20 protein-coding genes and 1 pseudogene are annotated in these 20,634 nt (G+C 40.0%); 5 read left to right on the top strand and 16 right to left on the bottom strand.

What is annotated here, in order from left to right; genetic code table 11:
- Positions 1-70 precede the first annotated feature (70 nt).
- A complete protein-coding gene (locus tag PUN35_RS14995; protein WP_031601202.1) occupies positions 71-460 on the bottom strand; it encodes a VOC family protein in 390 nt (129 codons plus the stop codon).
- 343 nt (positions 461-803) lie between these two features.
- On the opposite strand from PUN35_RS14995, the gene PUN35_RS14990 reads away from it, so the two are divergent.
- The 3 genes from PUN35_RS14990 to PUN35_RS14980 are packed head-to-tail and all read left to right on the top strand — an operon-like array spanning position 804 to position 4,145.
- Positions 804-1,865, top strand: coding sequence for a ThiF family adenylyltransferase (locus PUN35_RS14990; protein ID WP_014481503.1), 1,062 nt, complete (start codon positions 804-806; stop codon positions 1,863-1,865).
- Entirely contained in the window at positions 1,865-2,893 is a 1,029-nt protein-coding gene (locus PUN35_RS14985) for an AAA family ATPase (protein WP_014481504.1), read from the top strand. The genes PUN35_RS14990 and PUN35_RS14985 overlap by 1 nt, the downstream gene beginning before the upstream one ends.
- A complete protein-coding gene (locus PUN35_RS14980) occupies positions 2,871-4,145 on the top strand; it encodes an MFS transporter (RefSeq protein ID WP_014481505.1) in 1,275 nt (424 codons plus the stop codon). Before PUN35_RS14985 ends, PUN35_RS14980 begins: the two co-directional genes overlap by 23 nt.
- Positions 4,146-5,049: 904 nt before the next feature.
- Here PUN35_RS14980 and PUN35_RS14975 read toward each other — a convergent pair.
- The 9 genes and pseudogenes from PUN35_RS14975 to PUN35_RS14935 form a co-directional block, all read right to left on the bottom strand.
- A pseudogene (locus PUN35_RS14975) lies at positions 5,050-5,439 on the bottom strand (LacI family DNA-binding transcriptional regulator); the annotation flags it as partial.
- Between the two features lie 59 nt (positions 5,440-5,498).
- Positions 5,499-6,257 (bottom strand): exodeoxyribonuclease III, encoded by a 759-nt coding sequence (xth, locus tag PUN35_RS14970; protein ID WP_014481508.1) that lies wholly within the window; start codon positions 6,255-6,257, stop codon positions 5,499-5,501.
- 64 nt (positions 6,258-6,321) lie between these two features.
- On the bottom strand, positions 6,322-6,561 hold the full coding sequence (rpsR, locus tag PUN35_RS14965) for a 30S ribosomal protein S18 (RefSeq protein WP_003219224.1): 240 nt from the start codon (positions 6,559-6,561) through the stop codon (positions 6,322-6,324).
- Between the two features lie 43 nt (positions 6,562-6,604).
- Positions 6,605-7,123 carry a single-stranded DNA-binding protein SsbA gene (gene ssbA / locus PUN35_RS14960; RefSeq protein WP_003219228.1) on the bottom strand — a complete coding sequence of 173 codons (519 nt, stop codon included), beginning with the start codon at positions 7,121-7,123 and terminating at the stop codon, positions 6,605-6,607.
- A 40-nt stretch (positions 7,124-7,163) separates the two neighbouring features.
- Positions 7,164-7,451 carry a 30S ribosomal protein S6 gene (rpsF, locus tag PUN35_RS14955; protein WP_003244064.1) on the bottom strand — a complete coding sequence of 96 codons (288 nt, stop codon included), beginning with the start codon at positions 7,449-7,451 and terminating at the stop codon, positions 7,164-7,166.
- Between the two features lie 110 nt (positions 7,452-7,561).
- Positions 7,562-8,662 carry a redox-regulated ATPase YchF gene (ychF, locus tag PUN35_RS14950; RefSeq protein WP_003242727.1) on the bottom strand — a complete coding sequence of 367 codons (1,101 nt, stop codon included), beginning with the start codon at positions 8,660-8,662 and terminating at the stop codon, positions 7,562-7,564.
- A 126-nt stretch (positions 8,663-8,788) separates the two neighbouring features.
- Positions 8,789-10,792, bottom strand: a complete 2,004-nt coding sequence (locus PUN35_RS14945) for a molybdopterin-dependent oxidoreductase (RefSeq protein ID WP_014481509.1) — start codon at positions 10,790-10,792, stop codon at positions 8,789-8,791.
- A 50-nt stretch (positions 10,793-10,842) separates the two neighbouring features.
- Positions 10,843-11,049, bottom strand: coding sequence for a DUF951 domain-containing protein (locus PUN35_RS14940; protein WP_003226838.1), 207 nt, complete (start codon positions 11,047-11,049; stop codon positions 10,843-10,845).
- Positions 11,050-11,142: 93 nt separating this feature from the next.
- Complete coding sequence (locus tag PUN35_RS14935) at positions 11,143-12,159, bottom strand: YkvI family membrane protein (RefSeq protein ID WP_010886647.1); 1,017 nt, start codon at positions 12,157-12,159, stop codon at positions 11,143-11,145.
- A gap of 459 nt (positions 12,160-12,618) precedes the next feature.
- Here PUN35_RS14935 and yyaC point away from each other — a divergent pair, with 459 nt between their 5' ends.
- Complete coding sequence (gene yyaC / locus PUN35_RS14930; RefSeq protein ID WP_003243890.1) at positions 12,619-13,236, top strand: spore protease YyaC; 618 nt, start codon at positions 12,619-12,621, stop codon at positions 13,234-13,236.
- Between the two features lie 39 nt (positions 13,237-13,275).
- On the opposite strand, the gene spo0J is transcribed toward yyaC, so the two are convergent.
- The gene (gene spo0J, locus PUN35_RS14925; RefSeq protein WP_003226832.1) at positions 13,276-14,124 is read right to left on the bottom strand and encodes a stage 0 sporulation protein Spo0J; all 849 of its coding nucleotides are present in this window, start codon (positions 14,122-14,124) and stop codon (positions 13,276-13,278) included.
- The gene (gene soj / locus PUN35_RS14920) at positions 14,117-14,878 is read right to left on the bottom strand and encodes a sporulation initiation inhibitor protein Soj (RefSeq protein ID WP_003219244.1); all 762 of its coding nucleotides are present in this window, start codon (positions 14,876-14,878) and stop codon (positions 14,117-14,119) included. Before soj ends, spo0J begins: the two co-directional genes overlap by 8 nt.
- Positions 14,879-15,125: 247 nt before the next feature.
- Here soj and PUN35_RS14915 point away from each other — a divergent pair, with 247 nt between their 5' ends.
- Complete coding sequence (locus PUN35_RS14915; RefSeq protein ID WP_014481510.1) at positions 15,126-15,566, top strand: PH domain-containing protein; 441 nt, start codon at positions 15,126-15,128, stop codon at positions 15,564-15,566.
- Between the two features lie 50 nt (positions 15,567-15,616).
- On the opposite strand, the gene noc is transcribed toward PUN35_RS14915, so the two are convergent.
- From noc to mnmE, 4 genes are all read right to left on the bottom strand, one after another.
- Positions 15,617-16,468, bottom strand: coding sequence for a nucleoid occlusion protein (noc, locus tag PUN35_RS14910; RefSeq protein ID WP_003226829.1), 852 nt, complete (start codon positions 16,466-16,468; stop codon positions 15,617-15,619).
- Between the two features lie 121 nt (positions 16,469-16,589).
- Entirely contained in the window at positions 16,590-17,309 is a 720-nt protein-coding gene (rsmG, locus tag PUN35_RS14905) for a 16S rRNA (guanine(527)-N(7))-methyltransferase RsmG (protein WP_014481512.1), read from the bottom strand.
- 13 nt (positions 17,310-17,322) lie between these two features.
- Complete coding sequence (gene mnmG, locus PUN35_RS14900; RefSeq protein ID WP_003226825.1) at positions 17,323-19,209, bottom strand: tRNA uridine-5-carboxymethylaminomethyl(34) synthesis enzyme MnmG; 1,887 nt, start codon at positions 19,207-19,209, stop codon at positions 17,323-17,325.
- Positions 19,210-19,229: 20 nt separating this feature from the next.
- The gene (mnmE, locus tag PUN35_RS14895; RefSeq protein ID WP_014478576.1) at positions 19,230-20,609 is read right to left on the bottom strand and encodes a tRNA uridine-5-carboxymethylaminomethyl(34) synthesis GTPase MnmE; all 1,380 of its coding nucleotides are present in this window, start codon (positions 20,607-20,609) and stop codon (positions 19,230-19,232) included.
- Positions 20,610-20,634: the final 25 nt, after the last annotated feature.

Raw genomic sequence — 20,634 nt, 5'->3', positions numbered from 1 at the left:
CTGCCGCACTGATCTCACTACAATTCCTTCAACATTCTCGCAGCCCTTAGCATTCAAGTCACTCCAGATGTCAGATTGTAATCTCGATCAAATTTCCTTCATCATCTTCAAGCACACTTTCATAGTAGCCATCTCCAGTTGTCCTTGGGCCGTTTACTACTGCGAAACCATCCTTCTTCAATCGATCAGTCAGTTCATCAACCTTCTTCCGGCTTCCAACAGAAAAGGCAATATGGGCCCAGCCTGTCATCGTTGGTGAAGGCGGATCAGTCACATTTCCTTTTTTCATCATTTCCAGCCTTCCTCCGGAATCAAACGTAATAAAATAAGACTTAAAATCTTTTTTCTCATTATGGTACAAATCATTCGCTTTGCCGTTAAAATACGTTTCGTAAAAAGCCTTCATTCGCTCTAAATCTTTGACCCAGATCGCTGTATGTATATTCAATCTCCCCCTCATAAGGCAATACTAAAATAGACTGATTTTGTATTATATTTATAAGTATACTTAATTAAAAACCTAGTTTATTTTCTGATAATTTAAAATAATATATTGACTCATTTATTTTCCCTGTGATAACCTAAATTAAACCAGTTATTTTTTGGTTAATAAGTATATGAAAGGGGTGTTTTTGATGATTAAAGTTACTACTAAAGTTGAGTCTAAAGTTAAAGATCGATTGCTTGTTAATGTTATTACTCCTTAATGCTTACTTAAAATCAAACTAAACAGAGGCGGAAGATGATTATTATATCTTCCGCTGCAATTTTTCTAATCATATATATAAATGAGGTGTAATTAAATGGAACATAGATATAGTTTAAATACTTCCATAAGATGCGACCTATTAAATGACGGACTAGTTGTTATGGTTGCCGATAATGAACCTGTATTAATTACAGAAGGAATTGATGAATACCTAGAATTCTTAAGTATATTTCGCTTTCCAGTTTCCAAAGAAATAGGATTAGAACAACTGAACAATGCATTTTATGTGAATAATAGTAACTACAATAAAATATTTGAGTTTTCAATCGAGAATAACATTATTAAAACGTATGACGATAATGTTGACTCGATTAAGACTTTATCAGATTATCAATTACAAAAATTTGATCGACAAATCAAGTCTTTTAATACTCTAAAAGGCTTAAATTATTCAGATGCTCATGGTATGCAATGCAAACTTGTGAACTCTAAAATAATAATTATAGGTGTTGGTGGAATTGGAAGTTATTTATCACTATCTCTAGCATCAATGGGCGTTGAGGACATGGTTATCATCGATAAAGATGAAATCGAGTTAAGCAATACCTCTAGGCAAATTCTTTATTCAGAAGATGATATAGGGAAAAGCAAGGTTCAAGTTGCTGCAAGAAAATTAAAAAAATACAATAAAAACTTAAAATTACATACATATGAAAAATTTATAACTACAATTGATGATCTTCAGATTATCAGAGACCATCATGATGCAGATCTGATAGTTCTGTGTGCTGATACCCCCAGAGGAGAAATCCAATACATGGTTGATCAAATTTCACAAGATTTAAAGATCCCTTGGATGTTTTTTGGGCCTTATAATCACTCAAAAGTCGTAATAGGACCGCTAATTATACCTGGGAAGACAAAAAGTTATTCAGATATTTTCCCAAAACTAATGGTGAAAAATGATTGTCGTACTGAAATTATTAATGAAAATTTTATAGCATCTATAATAGATCCTTTTAATGGTATAGCAGCTAAAATGGCTTCAATAGAAATTTTAAAGTATATTACAGGCTACCATATGAATTCCATTGAACAAAAGCGGATCCTGTTAGATACTGATGATTGGATTATTGAAAAGAGGTTATTAGATTGATGCTAGCTGAATTAATTCAACAAAAACAAAGTATATTTAAAATACTGGATCATATTGATAAAAATAACCTTAGTAAAAAGTATGATATTATTGTTTCTAAAAATCCTGATGATTACCATGAATTAAGTATGAGCACAAAAAAAATATCACAATTTTATGAGAAATCTAAAGGGAATATCGATATTTTTTTAGAATTATTAAAACTAGATGATAATCAATTCTCTTCAATGATATATTTAAAAAAGAAAAAACAAATAAACGAAATACCTAAACTTTTAAGAGATGTTGGATATATAATTGTTCCACAGGAAAATGATTTTATTAATAGAATTTATGTTCCAAGAAGACAATTAGAAAAAAAAATGAAGATTGTATTATCAAAGAAAATAAAAAATAATATACTATTAGTTGGTGAACCTGGTACTGGGAAAACTACTCTAGTTGAATATTATGCTAGAAACCACAAATCACAAAAGATTCTTTGTATAGAAGTAGCTAAAATGATTGGAGGCAGCCAATACAGAGGAGAATTCGAACAAAAAGTTGTAGATATCTTAAATTATGCAGTCAAAGAAGATTTAATAATATTTTTTGATGAATTACATTCTCTAATTGACTTAGGGCATTCTACAGGGGGAATGTCAGCAACAAATATATTAAAACCTTATCTATCCGGTCAAAAACTTAAATTTATTGGAGCAACAACTATTAAAGAGGCAAATATATTATTAGAAGATGAAGCGTTTAAAAGACGTTTTAGCATTATTAAAGTTCCAGAATTTGAACTATCTCAATTGTTAAAATTAAAGGGAAAGTTCTTAGGAGATTTTAATATTCCAAGTATTAGTAATAAGGATTTTCAAATGATACTTGATAATTTAAAAAATCAATTACCTAATCAACACTTTCCAGATAAACTTATTGACTTTCTTGACTACTACTCTGCTACTACAAGAGTCTTACATACTGAAGTTTCAATCGAAAATACATTAAAGGATTATATATATGAATGTTCCAGTGTCTATTAAAAAGAATATTAATATCTTTATTATATCAGATTTTCTTTGGAATTTAGGACGAACAGTACCTCATGCTGTCCTAACAGTTTATTTGTTAGGACGAGGCGTTACTCTACAAGAGATCGCTTTACTACAAATTGTGTATATGACTACTTTGTTCATTCTTGAATTTCCAAGTGGAATTTTAAGTGATAACTGGTCAAGAAAAAGAATGTATATAATATCAATTTTTCTTATTCTTCTTGGCTATTCACTAATTTACATTTCGACTGAAAGTAAAGTGCTTCTATACATTGCATGGATTCTTTACGGAGCAAGTGCAGCATTTAAATCAGGAACTCTTGAAAGTGAGATTATTAATGAATTAAATGCTGAGAAAAAAAACTTAAAAAAATTCACTGAATTAGACTCTTATGCACTAAATATTTCATCTGCTTTAGGGGCTATTATAGGAAGTGTACTTTTCAAGTATTTTATTGATAATATCTACCTAATATCTATATTCTTATTTATAGGAAGTATAGTCGTATCTCTAGGTTTTAAACAAAAAAATAATAAAAAATCCTTTAAAAAAGAAAAGGAAAAGGAAAAATTTCAAAACCATAATATTTTAAAGACAACGATTTATGATACTATAAATTCTATTGCTTACTTTTTCAAAAACCCAAGAATATTTGAACTTATCCTATTATATGCCTCGTTATCTTTCTTTTTACAACCCTTTTTTCAATATTGGCAGGTTCTTTACCAACAAAAAAATATTTCTATTAGTTATTTTGGGTATACTTATGTAATATTTCAGTTATGCAACATATTAGGAATTTATATATTCTCAAAAATTAAGTACAAGCAAATTTACTCCTATCCCCTTTTACTATTAGTGAATATCAGCGCTTATGTAATAATGGAATTTAGTTACAAAATAACATTCTTTCTATTATTCCCAATAACGTTGTGCTTTTATTATATATACTATCAAAATTTACTTGTGGAAATTAGAAAGAATAGTCCTGCTTCTAATATTAGCACACTTAATTCATTAATCGGAACTTTAATGAATCTTTCCTCCATCTTTGTGTTGTCTAGTATTTCTTTTATACTAAGTTTTATTAGTGTTATTGGAATGTTTAAATTGTTCTATTTTATATTTTTATTTTTATCTTTTTCAATAATGATTTGGACGAAGTATCGAATAAACAAAAGAAAAAAAATAAATTTCAAAAAAGACAACCTAAAAAGTCGAAAACTGTTTTTTAAATGATGCTTTATTTTCTCTAACCAAGAACCATAGAAAACTGTACACTATAACTAGTGTATATTTATCCATCCTTAAATCTTGGTAAGATGAGAGAAAGTTCTCAAGTGTCCTCCTAACTCTTTCAAATATTGGCTAACAATCGGCCTCTATATAAGTTATTGGCCGATTATTAGCCAAGTTCAAAGACTGGTCATACAAAATTTTAAACCCAATCATTTTTTGAGAACTAACACACTTAGCTTAGTTTTTTTTGAAGGAAATTTTCGCGAAAGGTAATCTTGCTGAATCGATTTCAATTATTTTATAATCTCAATCTTAATACTTGGACCTTTTATTACCTTCTTAATCAAGTATCTTAGATACAATCAACTTCAATGTAATAAATTCAAGCAGTTTATGCTTATCCTTGAGTATGCGGCATAACATTTAAACACGCGAAAAATATGTGTATTTAAATATATCATTAAGTTTGCATCACTTTTTTAAAAAATTTTATCGCTTTGCTATTCAGCAAAAACAGCTCTACAGCTCATTTACACCTTTTGTTCTTCTCAAAGAATTCTGATTTTACCCTTTTCGTCTTTGTCGATTTTCTGGCCTTGTCCGGTTAAAAACTTCCGTTTGCCAATGCCGGTAGTCTCCGCTACTATCCCTCATGTAAGTACCTCTTACTCAATAAGCAGTTCCCTTACAGGCTCTTCCATGGTAACGGAGTCAGACGTGAAGTTGATGTCCTCGGTGAATTGATTCCAAGCAGATCGAATTGACTTACACACGTTGCAAAACTGTTAATACAAATGCAAATTTAGCATGATCCTGTTTCATCTTCCAGCGGACTGCCAAATTTTCAACTTCAGTAAGCAGCTGTACAATGCTTCATGAAAGTCTGCTTTATGTGATTTCGAGAGCTTTCCCCAAGTTGGGCACGGGATGTAATGATAAGACCGTCTATTTTCTTCATTCTTAACAGCTCTAAATATTTGATTTCAATAGCGGGGTTATAATTGGTGGGGAGGAGGGTCGTTGCATACTCATTTTGAAAAGCCGCCTTGGTGATTCCGTTAACGATTTTATCAAAGCAGGGATGATCGCTATAAGGCAGAATCACACCGACCGTATGGGTTTTCCCGCGAATGAGATCGATTGCGGTTCGATTTGGTGTATAATCCAAATCCTTCATGACTTGTTGAACAAGCTTTCTCTTTTCTTCAGACACATACGGATGATGATTCAATACACGCGAGACAGTCGAAACAGATACATTTGCCAGTCTTGCGATCTCTTTTATATTTGCCATCTCTTTCTCCTTTTTCATATAAAAAAAGCAGTAAGTGTAAAATCCTTACTGCTATCTCATCATATATTGATGATAAGTTCAACAGGACAATGGTCGGAACCCATGACATCCGCTGATATGCTGGCATCTTCAATCTGTTCCTTAAGTCTTTCAGAAACAACAAAATAATCAATCCGCCATCCAATATTTCTGTCCCGGGCGCCGGCACGATACGACCACCAGGAATAAGCGCCTTCAAGATCAGGATAAACATGACGGAAAGAATCAACAAAACCAGCTTCTAAGAAACGAGTGAATGCCTCTCTTTCTTGATCTGAAAATCCAGCGTTATTCCGGTTCGCCTTTGGATTTTTCAAATCAATCTCCTGATGGGCTACATTCAAATCACCGCATAAAATCACTGGTTTTTTCTGATCCAATTCAAGAATATAAGACAGTAAAGCCTCTTCCCATTGCATGCGGTAATCAATCCGCTCTAATCCCCTTCTGGAATTGGGCGTGTAAACAGTTATCACAAACACGTTTTCAAATTCCAGCGTAATCACTCTGCCTTCTTGGTCATGCTCTTCTAATCCGATACCGTAGATGACCTGCAGCGGTTCTTGCTTAGAAAAAACAGCTGTGCCGGAATATCCTTTTTTAACTGCATAATTCCAGTACACATGATAGCCTTCAGGCTGGAGATCAACCTGGCCGTCCTGTATCTTCGTTTCCTGAAGACATATAATATCTGCATCCTCTTCTTTCAAATAAGAGAGGAAATCCATTTTTCTCATCACAGCCCGCAGGCCGTTTACATTCCATGAAATCAACTTCATGTTTCATCCTCCCCCCTATAAAAAAGAGCAAGAACCCGAAGGTCCTTGCTCTTTACGTATCAGCTTACTCACCGCTTACGTATGGAAGTAAAGCCATTTGACGTGCGCGTTTGATCGCTGCAGTCAATTTACGTTGGTATTTAGCGTTTGTTCCAGTTACACGACGTGGTAAAATTTTACCGCGCTCAGAAACAAACTTTTTAAGAAGATCTACATCTTTGTAGTCGATGTGCGTGATACCGTTAGAAGTGAAATAACACACTTTACGGCGTTTCGCACGACCGCCTCTGCGTCCTCCTGCCATTGTCATTTCCCTCCTTTCTTTTTCATTTTAGGTGATAATCACATTAGAATGGAAGATCATCATCCGAGATGTCAATCGGTTTGCCGTCGTTGGCAAATGGGTCATCATTAAAGCTGTTCCCCTGATTGCGTCTCTGGTTGTTTTGATTTCCCCCAAATGGATTATCATTTTGGCCTCCGCCAAAGTACTGGCCTCCGCCGCTGTTTCCTTCGTTGTATCCACCTGAACCAGAACCGCCGCCGTTTTTCGGCTCAAGAAATTGAACACTTTCAGCTTGGACCTCTGTCACGAAGACACGCTGTCCTTGCTGGTTTTCATAGTTTCTTGTTTGTAAACGGCCATCTACGCCTGCAAGGCTTCCTTTTTTCAAGAAGTTTGCAACGTTTTCGGCTTGTCTTCTCCAAGTGACACAATTAATGAAATCGGCCTCACGTTCTCCGGACTGGTTCGTAAATGTACGATTCACAGCAAGAGTAAACGTAGCAACAGCCGCACCGTTTGGCGTATAACGAAGCTCTGGGTCTTTTGTCAGTCTTCCGACTAATACAACTCGGTTAAGCATAAGAAAGACCACCTTTTACCATTATATATTTCAAAATTGCTTATTCTTCTTCTTTAACAACAATGTGGCGAATGATATCGTCACTGATCTTAGCTAGACGGTCAAATTCTTGAACTGCCGCAGCGTCAGATTGAACGTTTACGATTTGGTAGAAACCGTCGCGGAAATCGTTGATTTCGTAAGCAAGACGACGTTTACCCCAATCCTTTGTTCCAGTGATCTCCGCACCGTTAGAAGTCAGAACGTTGTTGAAACGCTCGATAACTGCTTTTTTAGACTCTTCGTCAATGTTTGGGCGGATAATGTACATAACTTCGTACTTTCTCATCTGTTTGCACCTCCTTTTGGACTAAGCGGCCCATAATGGGCAAGGAGCAATAATTCTATTACTCACAATTTTATATTATACCAAAGCTCTTGTCCCTTTACAACTGCATCCTATACATTAAATCGGAAATGAATAACATCTCCGTCTTGGACCACATATTCTTTCCCTTCAAGGCGGACTTTTCCTGCCTCTTTAGCTCCTGCCATACCGCCGCCCGCAAGAAGATCCTCATAAGCAACTGTCTCAGCACGAATGAAGCCCCGCTCAAAGTCACTATGAATAATTCCTGCACACTCAGGTGCTTTCATGCCTTTTTTGAATGTCCAAGCTCTGACTTCCTGTTCTCCGGCTGTGAAATATGTTGCGAGGCCGAGAAGAGAGTAAGACGCTTTGATCAGCTGATCAAGACCTGATTCTTGAATGCCCAGCTCTTCCAAGAACATTTGCTTTTCTTCGCCTTCAAGCTCAGCGATTTCAGATTCGATTTTTGCACATACAACGATAACTTCTGCGTTTTCGCCGGCAGCGTACTCGCGAATCTTCGCTACATTTTCATTGCCAGATGGATCAGCAACTTCATCTTCACTTACGTTGGCCACGTACAAAATAGGCTTCGAAGTCAGTAAATGGAGCTGCTTCACAAGCTTTTGCTGCTCCTCAGTGAATTCTACAGATCGAGCAGGCTTTTCACTCTCAAACGCTTCTTTCAGTTTAGATAAAATCTCAAACTCAAATACAGCGTCTTTATCTTTTTGCTTCGCAAGCTTGCTGACGCGTGTAATCCGCTTTTCAACCGTTTCCATATCAGCGAGGATCAGCTCAAGGTTGATCGTTTCAATGTCATCAATCGGATCAACCTTTCCGGAAACGTGTGTAATGTTGTCATCGGAAAAAGCACGGACAACGTGGCAAATCGCGTCAACTTGGCGAATATGAGATAGGAACTTGTTGCCGAGTCCTTCTCCTTTAGATGCGCCCTTTACAATCCCTGCAATATCAGTGAATTCAAAAGCAGTCGGCACAGTCTTCTTCGGGTTGACCAGCTCAGTCAGCTTTTGCAGACGATCATCCGGCACCTCTACAATTCCCACGTTCGGATCAATTGTACAGAACGGGTAGTTGGCTGATTCGGCACCGGCCTGTGTAATTGCGTTAAATAGTGTTGATTTTCCGACGTTCGGCAAACCAACAATTCCAGCTGTTAAAGCCATTCTTTCATCTCCTCTATATAAAACCGTCATTGTATGAGTGTATTTTGAACCTAGAGCAATTATAAGGAGGTTCACTGGAAAAGACAAGCTGACAAAAAAGCATTTTCAACCTGCCAATCCCTTTGATTATGCTTTTTTCAAGCCTACTAAACAGTCAAAAAGCGTACTTCCCATTCCATTATCAGAATTTGTATCATTTGTCAGTGCATTGACTGACCCTCCAAAAGCCGCCCACATGCCTTCATCTATATTAATCGTCTTCGCATGAGCCTGCTTCATCACTTTCACCTTGCCCTTCAAGCGTCCGCGGTCATTAAAGATGACAACCTCGTCTCCATCCTGAAGATTCTGCTCAGCAGCTATATCTGGAGAAATATCGACCTGAACGTGCTGAAGCTTTTCAATAAACGGCACATGCTGTGAATGGTTGGAACGCTGCGGATGAATGGATAACAGCGTATAAGGGTACTTTTCAGCTAACTCCTCATTATGGAAAACAGATTCTTCGGGCACATTTAATTGAAGCGAGCCGCTAAATCCTTTTTGCTCAGCTAGCGACGAAGTAAATTCAAATTTTCCACTCGGCGTCAAAAACTGATAATCATCCCACGGCACCTGTTTTACTGGAAGAGGGAGGTGGCCTTTTTCTTTTAAACGCTCAAGTGTCACATCCTCTGCTTCCAATGAGGAAAGCCCCATCTCTAAAAATTCTTGAGTGCTGTATTCAAACAGCTCGCCAAACCCAAGACGTTTTGCAAGCTCTGACCAGATCCAGCTGTCCGATTTCGCTTCACCCTGCGGCTCCACAAGCTTCTTCCCGTACTGAACATAATGATGATACATACTGGAATAGTAGATATCTTCTTCTTCAAAAACAGTGGCAGTCGGCAAAACATAATCACACAGCTCTGCGGTATCCGTCATAATGGAATCAATCGCGACCGTCATGGGAACCTTTTCAAATGCTTGTCTCACCTTATTTGTATTCGGCACCTGAGTCAGCGGATTTCCGCACGTCACAATAATCATCTCAATCGCAGGATCAGCAGCGGTCAACACTTCTTCAGCCTGTGTCATCATTGAAAAAGAACGGGATGTTGTTTTTAATTCCGGCAGCGTCAGCTTTGTTTTTGCAAAGCTCTCACCAATCTGGACATTTCCGAAATTCGCGCCGCCGCCCTTAATTCCGACATTTCCGCTTGCCGCAACGAGTGCATCAATCCAACGAATCGTTCCCCCGCCGTTTTTATAACGCTGCATGCCAAGCCCCATAAAAGTAGACACCGGACCATCAGCATACAAAGCGGCCAGATACTCCAGGTCCTCCATAGAAGTTTCTGTTTTCACAATAAACTCTTCCAGAGAAACGGTCTTCAAAAGCTCTTTCACATCATCAAAACCGACAGAGTGCTCAGAAATAAACGTTTCATCCGTTCTTCCCGTCTCAATCAGAACTTTCAAAACGGCTGCCGCAAGCCAGCCGTCCATTCCTGGCTTTACAGAGATATAGCGATCGGCAAGCTTGGCAGTCGGATTGAAGATCGGATCAATCACCGTAATTGTGGCGCCCTTCTTTTTCACCTGCTGCAAGTGGTGGTATAAGTGCATATTTGTTCTGGATACATTTCTTCCCCACACAACAACATGCTTGCTGTTGTAAATATCAAGCGGTCCGTGACCGTACGAACGGCCAAAATCCCAGCTTTGCGCCTCGATACCGGAGCCCCAGCATATGCTTCCGACGATTTCGGTCACGCCGCCATATCCATTAAAAAAACGCTGATCAAGCGCTTTTAACAGACCGTTATTCGCATAATCATGGCTGTGCAAAACAGCAGTCGTCTCCGACGTTTCCTTGATTTCCCGAAGTTTATCGGCAATTTCATCAAGTGCCTGCTCCCAAGAAATCCGCACAAACTCGCCATTTTGTTTTTTCATTGGATAGCGAAGCCGATCAGGCGAATTTGTTTTTGTCTCAAGCATTCTGCCGCGGCCGCAGATTTTACCTTCCGTAATCGGATGGTTTGGATCTCCGTCCACTTTTGTTACCTTTCCATCATCAACAGTCACCAAAAAGCCGCAGCTGTCCCAACAATTCAGCGGACATGCCGACTGATGCACTTTGCTCATCGCCGTCTTCTCCTTACCTTCTATATGAAAAAGCATGAGTGTCGGCCTATTTATGAAGTAGGCTCCTCATGCTTGACTAGTACTTTTTTTAGTTTTCTTTCAAATTCTCTTCTCGGAATCATAACACTGTGAGAGCATCCCTCACACTTAATTCGAATATCCATTCCCATGCGTATAATTTTCCAGCTGTTCGCTCCGCATGGATGCGGTTTTTTCATTTCTACGATATCATTCAGGCCAAAGTCTTTATCCGCCAAGACCCTTCACCTCTTTTCCTAAACTGCTGTATCTATTGTACAAAAAAACTGATCATAAGAGCAATCAAGATACCTGAAAAGAAATACATCCTCTTATTTCCATTTACTCAAAATAGGATATAAGAGCAGACAAACTAACAAATACAAATTGAGCATCCCATATATCGGATACAAGAACGCGATCAAATCAGAAAATCCGAAAGAAGTAAAAGGTACCATTAACACTAACAAAATCAACACAATCATCCATCTAGGCATATGAATAAACGCCATCAGCCGGCTGGACAGCCCCAGCAAACCTGCTACCGTCGTCGTGTAAATCGCCAGGCACAGCACCGCCGTCATACATAAAAAAAGGAAATAAGGCGCACCCTCCAGAACGGCAAACAGCGGTATTTCAAACTGAGAAAGGGAGCCCGCCAGCTCCACCAACGTTTCATTATAAACAAATGAGATCACGCCAAAAATAAGACCGCTTGCCACACTTGCGATTTTTGCTTCTCCGAGCCCTTTCATCTCTTTCCCAACAGAGGATAAAATCGCAACAACTGAAAGGATGTTTAAAGAGGTAAACGTAATGCTCGCAGGCCAGTTATACTGCTGGGACAAATCAATCGTCCACGTATGGTGATGTGTGCTCTGAAAGGAGATCAGCGCATATAAAAGCCCCGCTACTAACACAGGAATCAAAATACTATTTATAGATAATATTCCTTTCACATCCCACAAAAACAAACACACTGTCACAATACAAATCAGCGTGATTCCCCACCAGAAAGGAAGCTTGTACATTTGCAGGGTCACACCGCCTCCGGCAATCATCACCATAGTCGTCGAAAACAAATAAAAAATGATGAGGACATCATAAATTTTCGCCAGCCATGGCCCCATTAAATGCTCCAGAACCGGCAGAAAATGAGTGGATTGAACTTTAAAACTGATTTTCATCACAATATAAGACGAGAAAATGAACATAATTGTAAACAGCACAATAGCAAGTCCGCTTTCCGCCCCAAAAAACTGCCATATCTCCTGACCGCTCGCATATCCGGCCCCAATCAGGCTCCCTAATATGAGCAGCATCCACTTCATTCCGGCTCTCCACAACACTATCACCTCATAGACAAAGTTCAGCTTGTTCCCGTTATTGTTACTATATAAATAAAGGAAAGCAAACATGCCATATTTTCATAGACATTTAAACACAAGGTGAAATTATCATACGAAATAAACATAAAAAAGACTGCTAATGCGGCAGTCTAAAAAGAGATATTTATTTGTTTGTCCTTGGAATGAAGAAGTGAACTTCACTCTTCACTTTTTTCTAACCATTCCTATCTATTCAAGTGTTTCATAAGCAGACCATTGCTTGATCATGATCGAGGCAATGGGGGACAATACTTGTAATCACCCACTAACCATTCATATCATAACCTCTACTTTTTTAAAATCTCCGGTGCCATACACAAAGCATAAAAAATCATACTGCTGGATATACTGTAAACAACCTTACATAACTACACACACCATAGCAATTCTGTTACCTACTATAACAAGGAAGTGAAACCCATGAATCGAAAAGGCGGGCTTTTTTCCTCTCAGGAACGAGTAAAGCAATATGTTTCACATACAGATGCTGCAGCGGCAAAACAAATCCAAACCATCCTTTCTTCATCCTTACGTAAAGCTGCCGGCAAACCAATTGTCGTGGTTTGTATCGGAACAGACCGTTCAACCGGTGACTCATTAGGCCCGCTCGTAGGGATGAAACTCAAACAGATGCAGCTCACCAGATTCCATGTCTACGGAACCTTATCTGACCCCGTCCATGCTGTGAACATGAAGGATAAAATCAATGACATTCATAAATTACATAAAAACCCATTTGTTATAGCGGTGGATGCATGCTTAGGCCGCGTTAAGAGTGTGGGTTCATTTCAAATCGGGGACGGGCCATTAAAGCCCGGAGCCGGTGTGCAAAAAGACCTTCCTGAAGTGGGAGATCTTCATATTAACGGAATCGTAAATGTCAGCGGTTTTATGGAATATTTTGTATTACAAAATACTAGACTCAACTTGGTCATGAATATGGCAAATGTTCTAGCGGAAGGTTTGAGTTTAACAGATCGGACAGAGTGGAGGCAAGAACGCCTTAACCCGCTGCAAAGGCTCACTGGGCGCATATAAATGAAAAAACCATCTTCGTTTGAAAGATGGTTTTTTCATTTATGATTCTCGTTCAGACAAAAGCTCTAAAATCCGGTCAAGGTCTTCATTAGAGAAAAATTCAATTTCGATTTTGCCTTTTTTCTTCTGTCTTTTAATATTAACTGTTGTTCCAAAATAATTTTGGAGATAGGATTCTCGCTCTTTTAGAACCGCATCTTTCACAGGTTCTTTTTTCTTTGTTTCACGTGGAACATTCTGATTCAACTGCTGAATCAGCTGCTCAAGCTGGCGAACATTGAGCTGCTCCGCAATCACTTTTTGTACCAGCGGTTCAAGCTTATTTTTGTTTTTTAAGCCAAGAAGCGTGCGTCCATGTCCCATAGAAAGCGTACCTTCGGCAATAAGCTGCTGAATATTTTCTGGCAGTGTCAGCAGTCTTAAATGATTCGCAATATGCGGTCTGCTTTTCCCAAGACGTTTGGCAAGCTGCTCTTGTGTGAGATCTAAGTGTTTCAACAAGGAGTCATATGCCTGAGCCTCTTCAAGCGGAGATAAATCTTCACGCTGAAGATTTTCTAATAAAGCAATTTCCCTCATTAACGCCTCTGATAATTCACGGACAATGGCCGGAACTGTATCTAAACCTGCCAGCTTTGCCGCTCGAAAACGCCGTTCACCCGCAACAATATCATAGCCTTTTAAAGATTTTCTGACGATAAGCGGCTGAAGAATGCCATGCTGCAGCACAGATTCTTTTAGTTCAGCTAATGCCTCGTCATCAAAGTGTTTTCTTGGCTGATAAGGATTAGGGCGTAAATCGGCAATTTTAATTTCTTCAACTGTCTCTTCAGACAAATCTACCTGATTAAATAACGCATTAATCCCTTTTCCAAGGCCTTTAGCCATTCGCAGCCACTTCCTTTGCTAAATCTAAATATACTTCCGCACCTCTTGACCGCGGATCGTATAAAATGATGGGTTTTCCGTGACTCGGTGCCTCACTCAGACGGACATTACGCGGAATAACTGTCTTATATACTTTATCCCTAAAATACTTTTTAACCTCTTCAATCACTTGAATGCCAAGGTTTGTCCGGGCATCAAGCATTGTCAGCAATACACCTTCAATCATTAAATCAGTATTCAAATGCTTTTGCACAAGACGTACTGTATTTAATAACTGGCTGAGCCCCTCCAAGGCATAATATTCGCACTGTACAGGAATCACAACGGAATCCGAGGCAGTAAGGGCGTTAATCGTCAGCAAGCCCAATGACGGCGGACAATCAATGATAATATAATCATAATTTTGCTTTACTGCTTCAAGCGCTCTCTTCAATCTCACTTCTCTTGATATTGTAGGAACCAGCTCGATCTCAGCCCCGGCAAGCTGAATCGTCGCAGGAATCACATCCAAGTTCTCTACTGTCGTTGCTTTAATAATATCTATTACATCTGCATCATCTACTAAAATATCGTACACACACTGCTCTACATCGGCTTTTTCAATCCCTAATCCGCTTGTCGCATTTCCCTGCGGATCAATATCTACCAGCAGAACCCTTTTCCCTATGTAAGCCAAACATGCCCCAAGGTTGACAGACGTCGTTGTTTTGCCGACCCCGCCTTTTTGGTTCGTAATTGCTATGATTTTTCCCACGATGTCACCTACTTTCACATGAACATGTACTATCTTGCTTCTATTCTATCAAAAAAAGATTAAAGCGTTTCATTTTTTTCATCATTTTGTTCCGAATCAGAAGGGAAATAATTGAAAATTCAAGCACGCTTTATGCTTTCTCTTATAAATTCTGCAATTTCTATGTTTTTTTGACTTAAAAAAGGAATTTCTTAAAGAAAAAAAGAAGAAGTCACAGTACAGAACGTGGAAACAGGATGGTGAGAAAATGGTTTATCAAACGAAGAGAGATGTACCCGTTACGCTGATGATTGTGTTTCTCATATTACTGATACAAGCAGATGCCATTGTTCCTTTTGTGCTGGGAAATATGAGAGTTTCCGGCTGGATCATTTTTATTCTGCTGACTCTTTTAAATGGACTCATCATTTGGAGCTTTATTGACCTAAAATATGTATTGAAGGAACACCATCTGATCATTAAAGCCGGATTGATCAAACATCAAATTCCTTATGAAAAAATCGATAAAGTCGTTCAAAAAAAGAAACTGTGGTCCGGTTTTCGTCTGATCGGCTCTCGCCATGCCATCACGATATATTATAAGGGGGGATGGGGACATGCAGTAATTTCACCGCAAAAATCTGAAGAATTTATCCACAAGCTCAAAGAAAAGAATTCTAATATAATAATATTCACTAAAAGTAAGTGATTACCTTTTATTAAAAATATAAAAAGCTCTCCTGCTTTTCAGGAGAGCTTCTATTTTGGTATGCGAATCGTTAATTGAATATATTCTTCAAATTCTTCTTCTTCCGTATTCAATTTTACACCGCTGTCTTCCACCATTGATAGTGACTGGCGAATCGTGTTCATCGCAATTCTTGTATCTCTGCTGAATGCTTTGCGTCTCGGCTTTGGCTTTCTCTGGCCTTGCTCCAGCATTTTCACCACGCGGTCTTCCGTCTGCTTTACATTTAAACTTTTCTCAATAATCTCTGTGAGCAGTGTGACTTGGAGCTCAGGCTGTTTCAGCGGAATCAGCGCTCTGGCATGGCGCTCGGTGATTTTCTTCTCCATAATCGCCTCTTGGACCGGCTGAGGCAGCTTTAATAACCGAAGCTTATTCGCGATTGTAGACTGCCCTTTTCCTAAGCGCTGTGCGAGTGCCTCCTGTGTTAAATCATGCAGCTCAAGCAGCCTAGCATAAGCATGCGCTTCCTCAATAGAAGACAGTTCTTCCCGCTGCAAGTTCTCGATTAACGCCACAGAAGCGGTTTCCGTGTCGGAAAAATCCTTAATAATTGCCGGAATCTTTTCCCACTCAAGCGATTGCACCGCTCTCCAGCGTCTTTCACCTGCAATGAGTTCGTATTGGCCTTCTTCTTCTGTATGCCTAACAACAATCGGCTGAATAATGCCGTGTGTATGAATGGTCATTGCTAACTCTTTGATTTTTTCATCTGAGAAAATGGTGCGTGGCTGAAAACGGTTGGGAACGATAGCATTTACCGGTATTTCCAGAATCTCTTCTTTGTTTGTATCATGTTCAGCAATCTCCGGCTCCTGTTCCTTCTCACCAAGCCCGAAGAAACGAGAGAATGAATGCTTCATGTACCTACACCACCTTTAAAAACTGCCATTTTTATAATTCTATTTTCTCATGGTTTTTCCTGCTGTACATCCATCAATTTTGATGAAAATATGATGGTATTGTCATATCAGGCTGTCTAAATTACCCTTCAATTGGCGATTTATTAGGAGTTCCCGGTTTTCTTGGATACTTCTTAGGTGTATTTTTTATTTTGCGTATCACCATAATATTACGATCGCTTTCTTCAATAGGCAGCTTAAAAGAATGGATATTCTCAAGTTCTCCTCCAAGCGTCGTGATTGCTTTTTTGCCTGCATTCAGTTCTTCTTCCGCTGATGCGGCTTTTAAAGCAACAAATAAACCGTTTTTCTTCACCAGAGGCAAGCAAAGCTCACTCAAAACAGATAATCTCGCAACTGCTCGCGCTGTCACAATATCATAGCTTTCACGCACGTCTTTCCGTTGCCCGAACGTTTCAGCTCTGTCATGGCAGTATGTTGTATTCTCCAATTGCAAAGCCTCAGATAGCTTTTCTAAAAACGTGATCCGTTTATTCAGTGAATCTACGATTGTGACATTGAGGTGCGGAAAGCATATTTTTATCGGCAGACTTGGAAAACCCGCTCCCGCTCCGACATCACAAATCGTGTTCACCTGATTGAAGTCGACATAAAAAGCAGCTGTAATGGAATCATAAAAATGCTTTAAATACACTTCTTTTTTCTCTGTTATTGAAGTCAGATTGATTTTTTCGTTCCATTCAACCAGCATGTCGTAATACAGCTCAAATTGCTCTAGCTGACGGGGAGAAAGGGAGATCCCTTTTTCCGCCAAACCAGAAGTAAATTCTTCAATATTCATGCCGTCATCCTTTCTATTCGGCTATCTTCGCAATGCGTCCCTGCTCTAAATACACCAATAGAATTGAAATGTCCGCCGGGTTTACACCGGAAATGCGGGAAGCTTGGGCAACAGACAAAGGCCGTACATTTTTCAGTTTTTGACGCGCCTCGGTCGCAATCCCCTTAATTGCGTCATAATCAATTCGATCTGGAATTTTTTTATTTTCCATCTTCTTCAGTTTTTCCACTTGCTGAAGAGATTTTTCAATATATCCTTCATATTTCACTTGGATTTCTACTTGTTCTGCCACGTCTTGAGGAACTGGCACTTCTGGCGGCGCCAGTTTTGTGACTGTTTCATAGTTCATTTCAGGACGCTTCATCAAGTCTGTGCCGCGAACTCCATCTTTCAATTCGCTTCCGCCAAGAGAACGGATATATTCTTGATTTTCCGGAGACGGCTTGATAATTACAGAATGAAGACGTTTTTTCTCCGCCTCGATCGCCGCTTTTTTCTTCTCAAAAGCCGCATAGCGCTCATCAGAAATCAATCCAATGCGGTGTCCGATTTCTGTCAGACGCAAATCAGCATTGTCATGGCGAAGCAGCAATCTGTATTCCGCACGTGATGTCAAAAGACGATATGGCTCATTGGTACCTTTTGTCACAAGGTCATCAATCAGAACACCAATATAGGCGTCAGAACGGCTTAAAATCACTTCTTCTTTTCCAAGCGCTTTTCGTCCTGCATTGATTCCCGCCATAATCCCTTGTCCCGCAGCTTCTTCATAACCGGAAGTTCCGTTAATTTGGCCTGCAGTGTAAAGGTTTGTGATTTTTTTTGTTTCAAGTGTCGGCCAGAGCTGTGTCGGTACGATTGCATCATACTCGATCGCATAGCCGGCTCTCATCATTTGCACGTTTTCAAGTCCAGGAATCGTTGCAAGCATTCTTTGCTGTACGTCTTCTGGAAGACTTGTAGATAAACCTTGGACATAGACTTCCTGTGTATTTCTGCCTTCCGGCTCAAGGAAGATCTGGTGACGCGGTTTATCATTAAATCGTACAACTTTATCTTCAATGGATGGGCAGTATCTTGGGCCCGTACCTTTGATCATACCGGAATACATCGGTGAACGGTGCAGGTTGCTGTCAATAATCTCATGTGTCTCAGGGCTTGTATATGTCAGCCAGCAAGGGAGCTGATCTGTGATATATTCCACTGTTTCATATGAGAAAGCGCGAGGCACATCGTCACCAGGCTGAATTTCCGTTTTGCTGTAATCAATCGTGTCGCTTTTAACGCGAGGCGGCGTACCTGTTTTAAAACGAACAAGGTCAAAACCAAGTTCCTCCAAATGCTCAGAAAGCTTAATAGAAGGCTGCTGGTTATTTGGGCCGCTTGAGTAAGACAGATCACCAAGAATGATACGTCCTCTTAAATATGTCCCTGTCGTCATGACAACTGCTTTCGCACGATAATGTGCGCCGGTTTGTGTAATAACGCCTCGGCATTCGCCGTCTTCAACGATCAGCCGCTCCACAATTCCTTGCAGCAATGTTAAGTTTGGTTCTTTTTCAAGCGTATTTTTCATTTCGTGCTGATATTGGAATTTGTCTGCTTGCGCACGCAATGCACGAACCGCAGGACCTTTTCCTGTATTCAGCATTCTCATTTGAATATGCGTTTTATCGATGTTTCTTCCCATTTCTCCGCCGAGCGCGTCAATTTCGCGGACGACAATCCCTTTTGCGGGGCCGCCGACAGACGGATTACATGGCATAAATGCAACCATATCTAGGTTGATGGTCAAGACAAGCGTTTTGGCGCCTTGGCGTGCAGATGCGAGGGCAGCCTCAACACCGGCATGCCCGGCGCCAATCACAATCACATCGTATTGGCCTGCTTCATACCCCATGATTCTAGTTCCTCCTTTTATTATTTTCCTAAACAGAATTGTGAAAAGAGCTGATCAATTAAGCTTTCGTGGACAGAATCTCCAATGATTTCCCCTAAAAGCTCCCAGCATCTTGTAAGGTCAATTTGCACCATGTCGATCGGGACATCCTGTTCGATGCCGCTAAGCGCATCTTCAATGGCGCGTTTTGCTTGCTGTAAAATAGAGATGTGACGTGTGTTGCTGACATAAGTCAGATCACCGCTTTCAATGGCACCCGTGTAGAACAATGATTGAATCGCTTCTTCCAGATCATTGATGCCTTCCTCTTTTAAAAGAGATGTCGTAACAACTGGACGTCCATTGGCAAGCTCACGGACACGTTCAGTGTCAATCTTCGCCTCAAGGTCAGTCTTATTCAAAATCACGATAACATCCATGCCCTCAACGGCTTCAAAAAGCTTCACGTCTTCTTCAGAAAGCTCTTCACTATAATTAAGCACAAGTAAAATCAGGTCCGCTTCCTTTAGAACCTGGCGAGAACGTTCAACACCGATTCGCTCAACAATATCCTCTGTTTCGCGAATACCTGCTGTATCAACCAGACGAAGCGGGACGCCCCTTACATTCACGTATTCCTCAATTACATCCCGTGTCGTTCCGGGAATATCGGTTACAATGGCTTTTGCCTCATGAACGAGGCTGTTCAGAAGAGATGATTTTCCTACGTTCGGCCGGCCGATAATGACGGTAGAAAGACCTTCACGCAAGATTTTTCCTTGCTCAGAAGTCCTCAGCAGCGCCTCAATTTCCTTTTTCACGGCGGTTGCCTTTTCGACTAAAATCTGATGCGTCATTTCCTCTACATCATCATACTCCGGATAATCGATATTCACCTCAACATGGGCCAGTGTTTCTAAAATCTCACTGCGCAAACGGCGCACCAAAGCAGAAAGACGCCCTTCCATTTGATTCATAGCAACGTTCATTGCCCGGTCCGTTTTCGCTCTGATTAAGTCCATAACCGCTTCCGCCTGTGAAAGATCGATTCGCCCGTTTAAAAACGCACGTTTCGTAAATTCGCCAGGCTCTGCCAGTCTCGCCCCCTCTCTCAATGCGAGCTGAAGCACTTGGTTCACAGTCACAATTCCCCCGTGACAGTTTATCTCGATAACATCTTCCCGTGTAAAAGTTCTCGGCGCTTTTAACACTGATACCATTACTTCCTCAACGACACGATCCGAAGGTCTGTCTACGATATGACCATAATGAATCGTATGTGATTCGACCGAGCTGAGTGTTTTCCCCTTCGGTCCCTTATAAATTTTATCTGCGATTTGAATGGCTTCTGGTCCGCTCAACCGTACAATCGCAATCGCGCCTTCTCCCATCGGTGTGGAAATTGCCGCAATTGTATCCATGTTGTTCACCTCTCTTTACTTATAC

Origin of the sequence: Bacillus sp. N3378-2at (assembly GCF_033412715.1) — a bacterium.
GTDB lineage: Bacteria > Bacillota > Bacilli > Bacillales > Bacillaceae > Bacillus > Bacillus subtilis.
The sequence above is the reverse complement of the archived record's forward strand: the minus strand, read 5'-3'. Positions and strand labels throughout refer to the sequence as shown.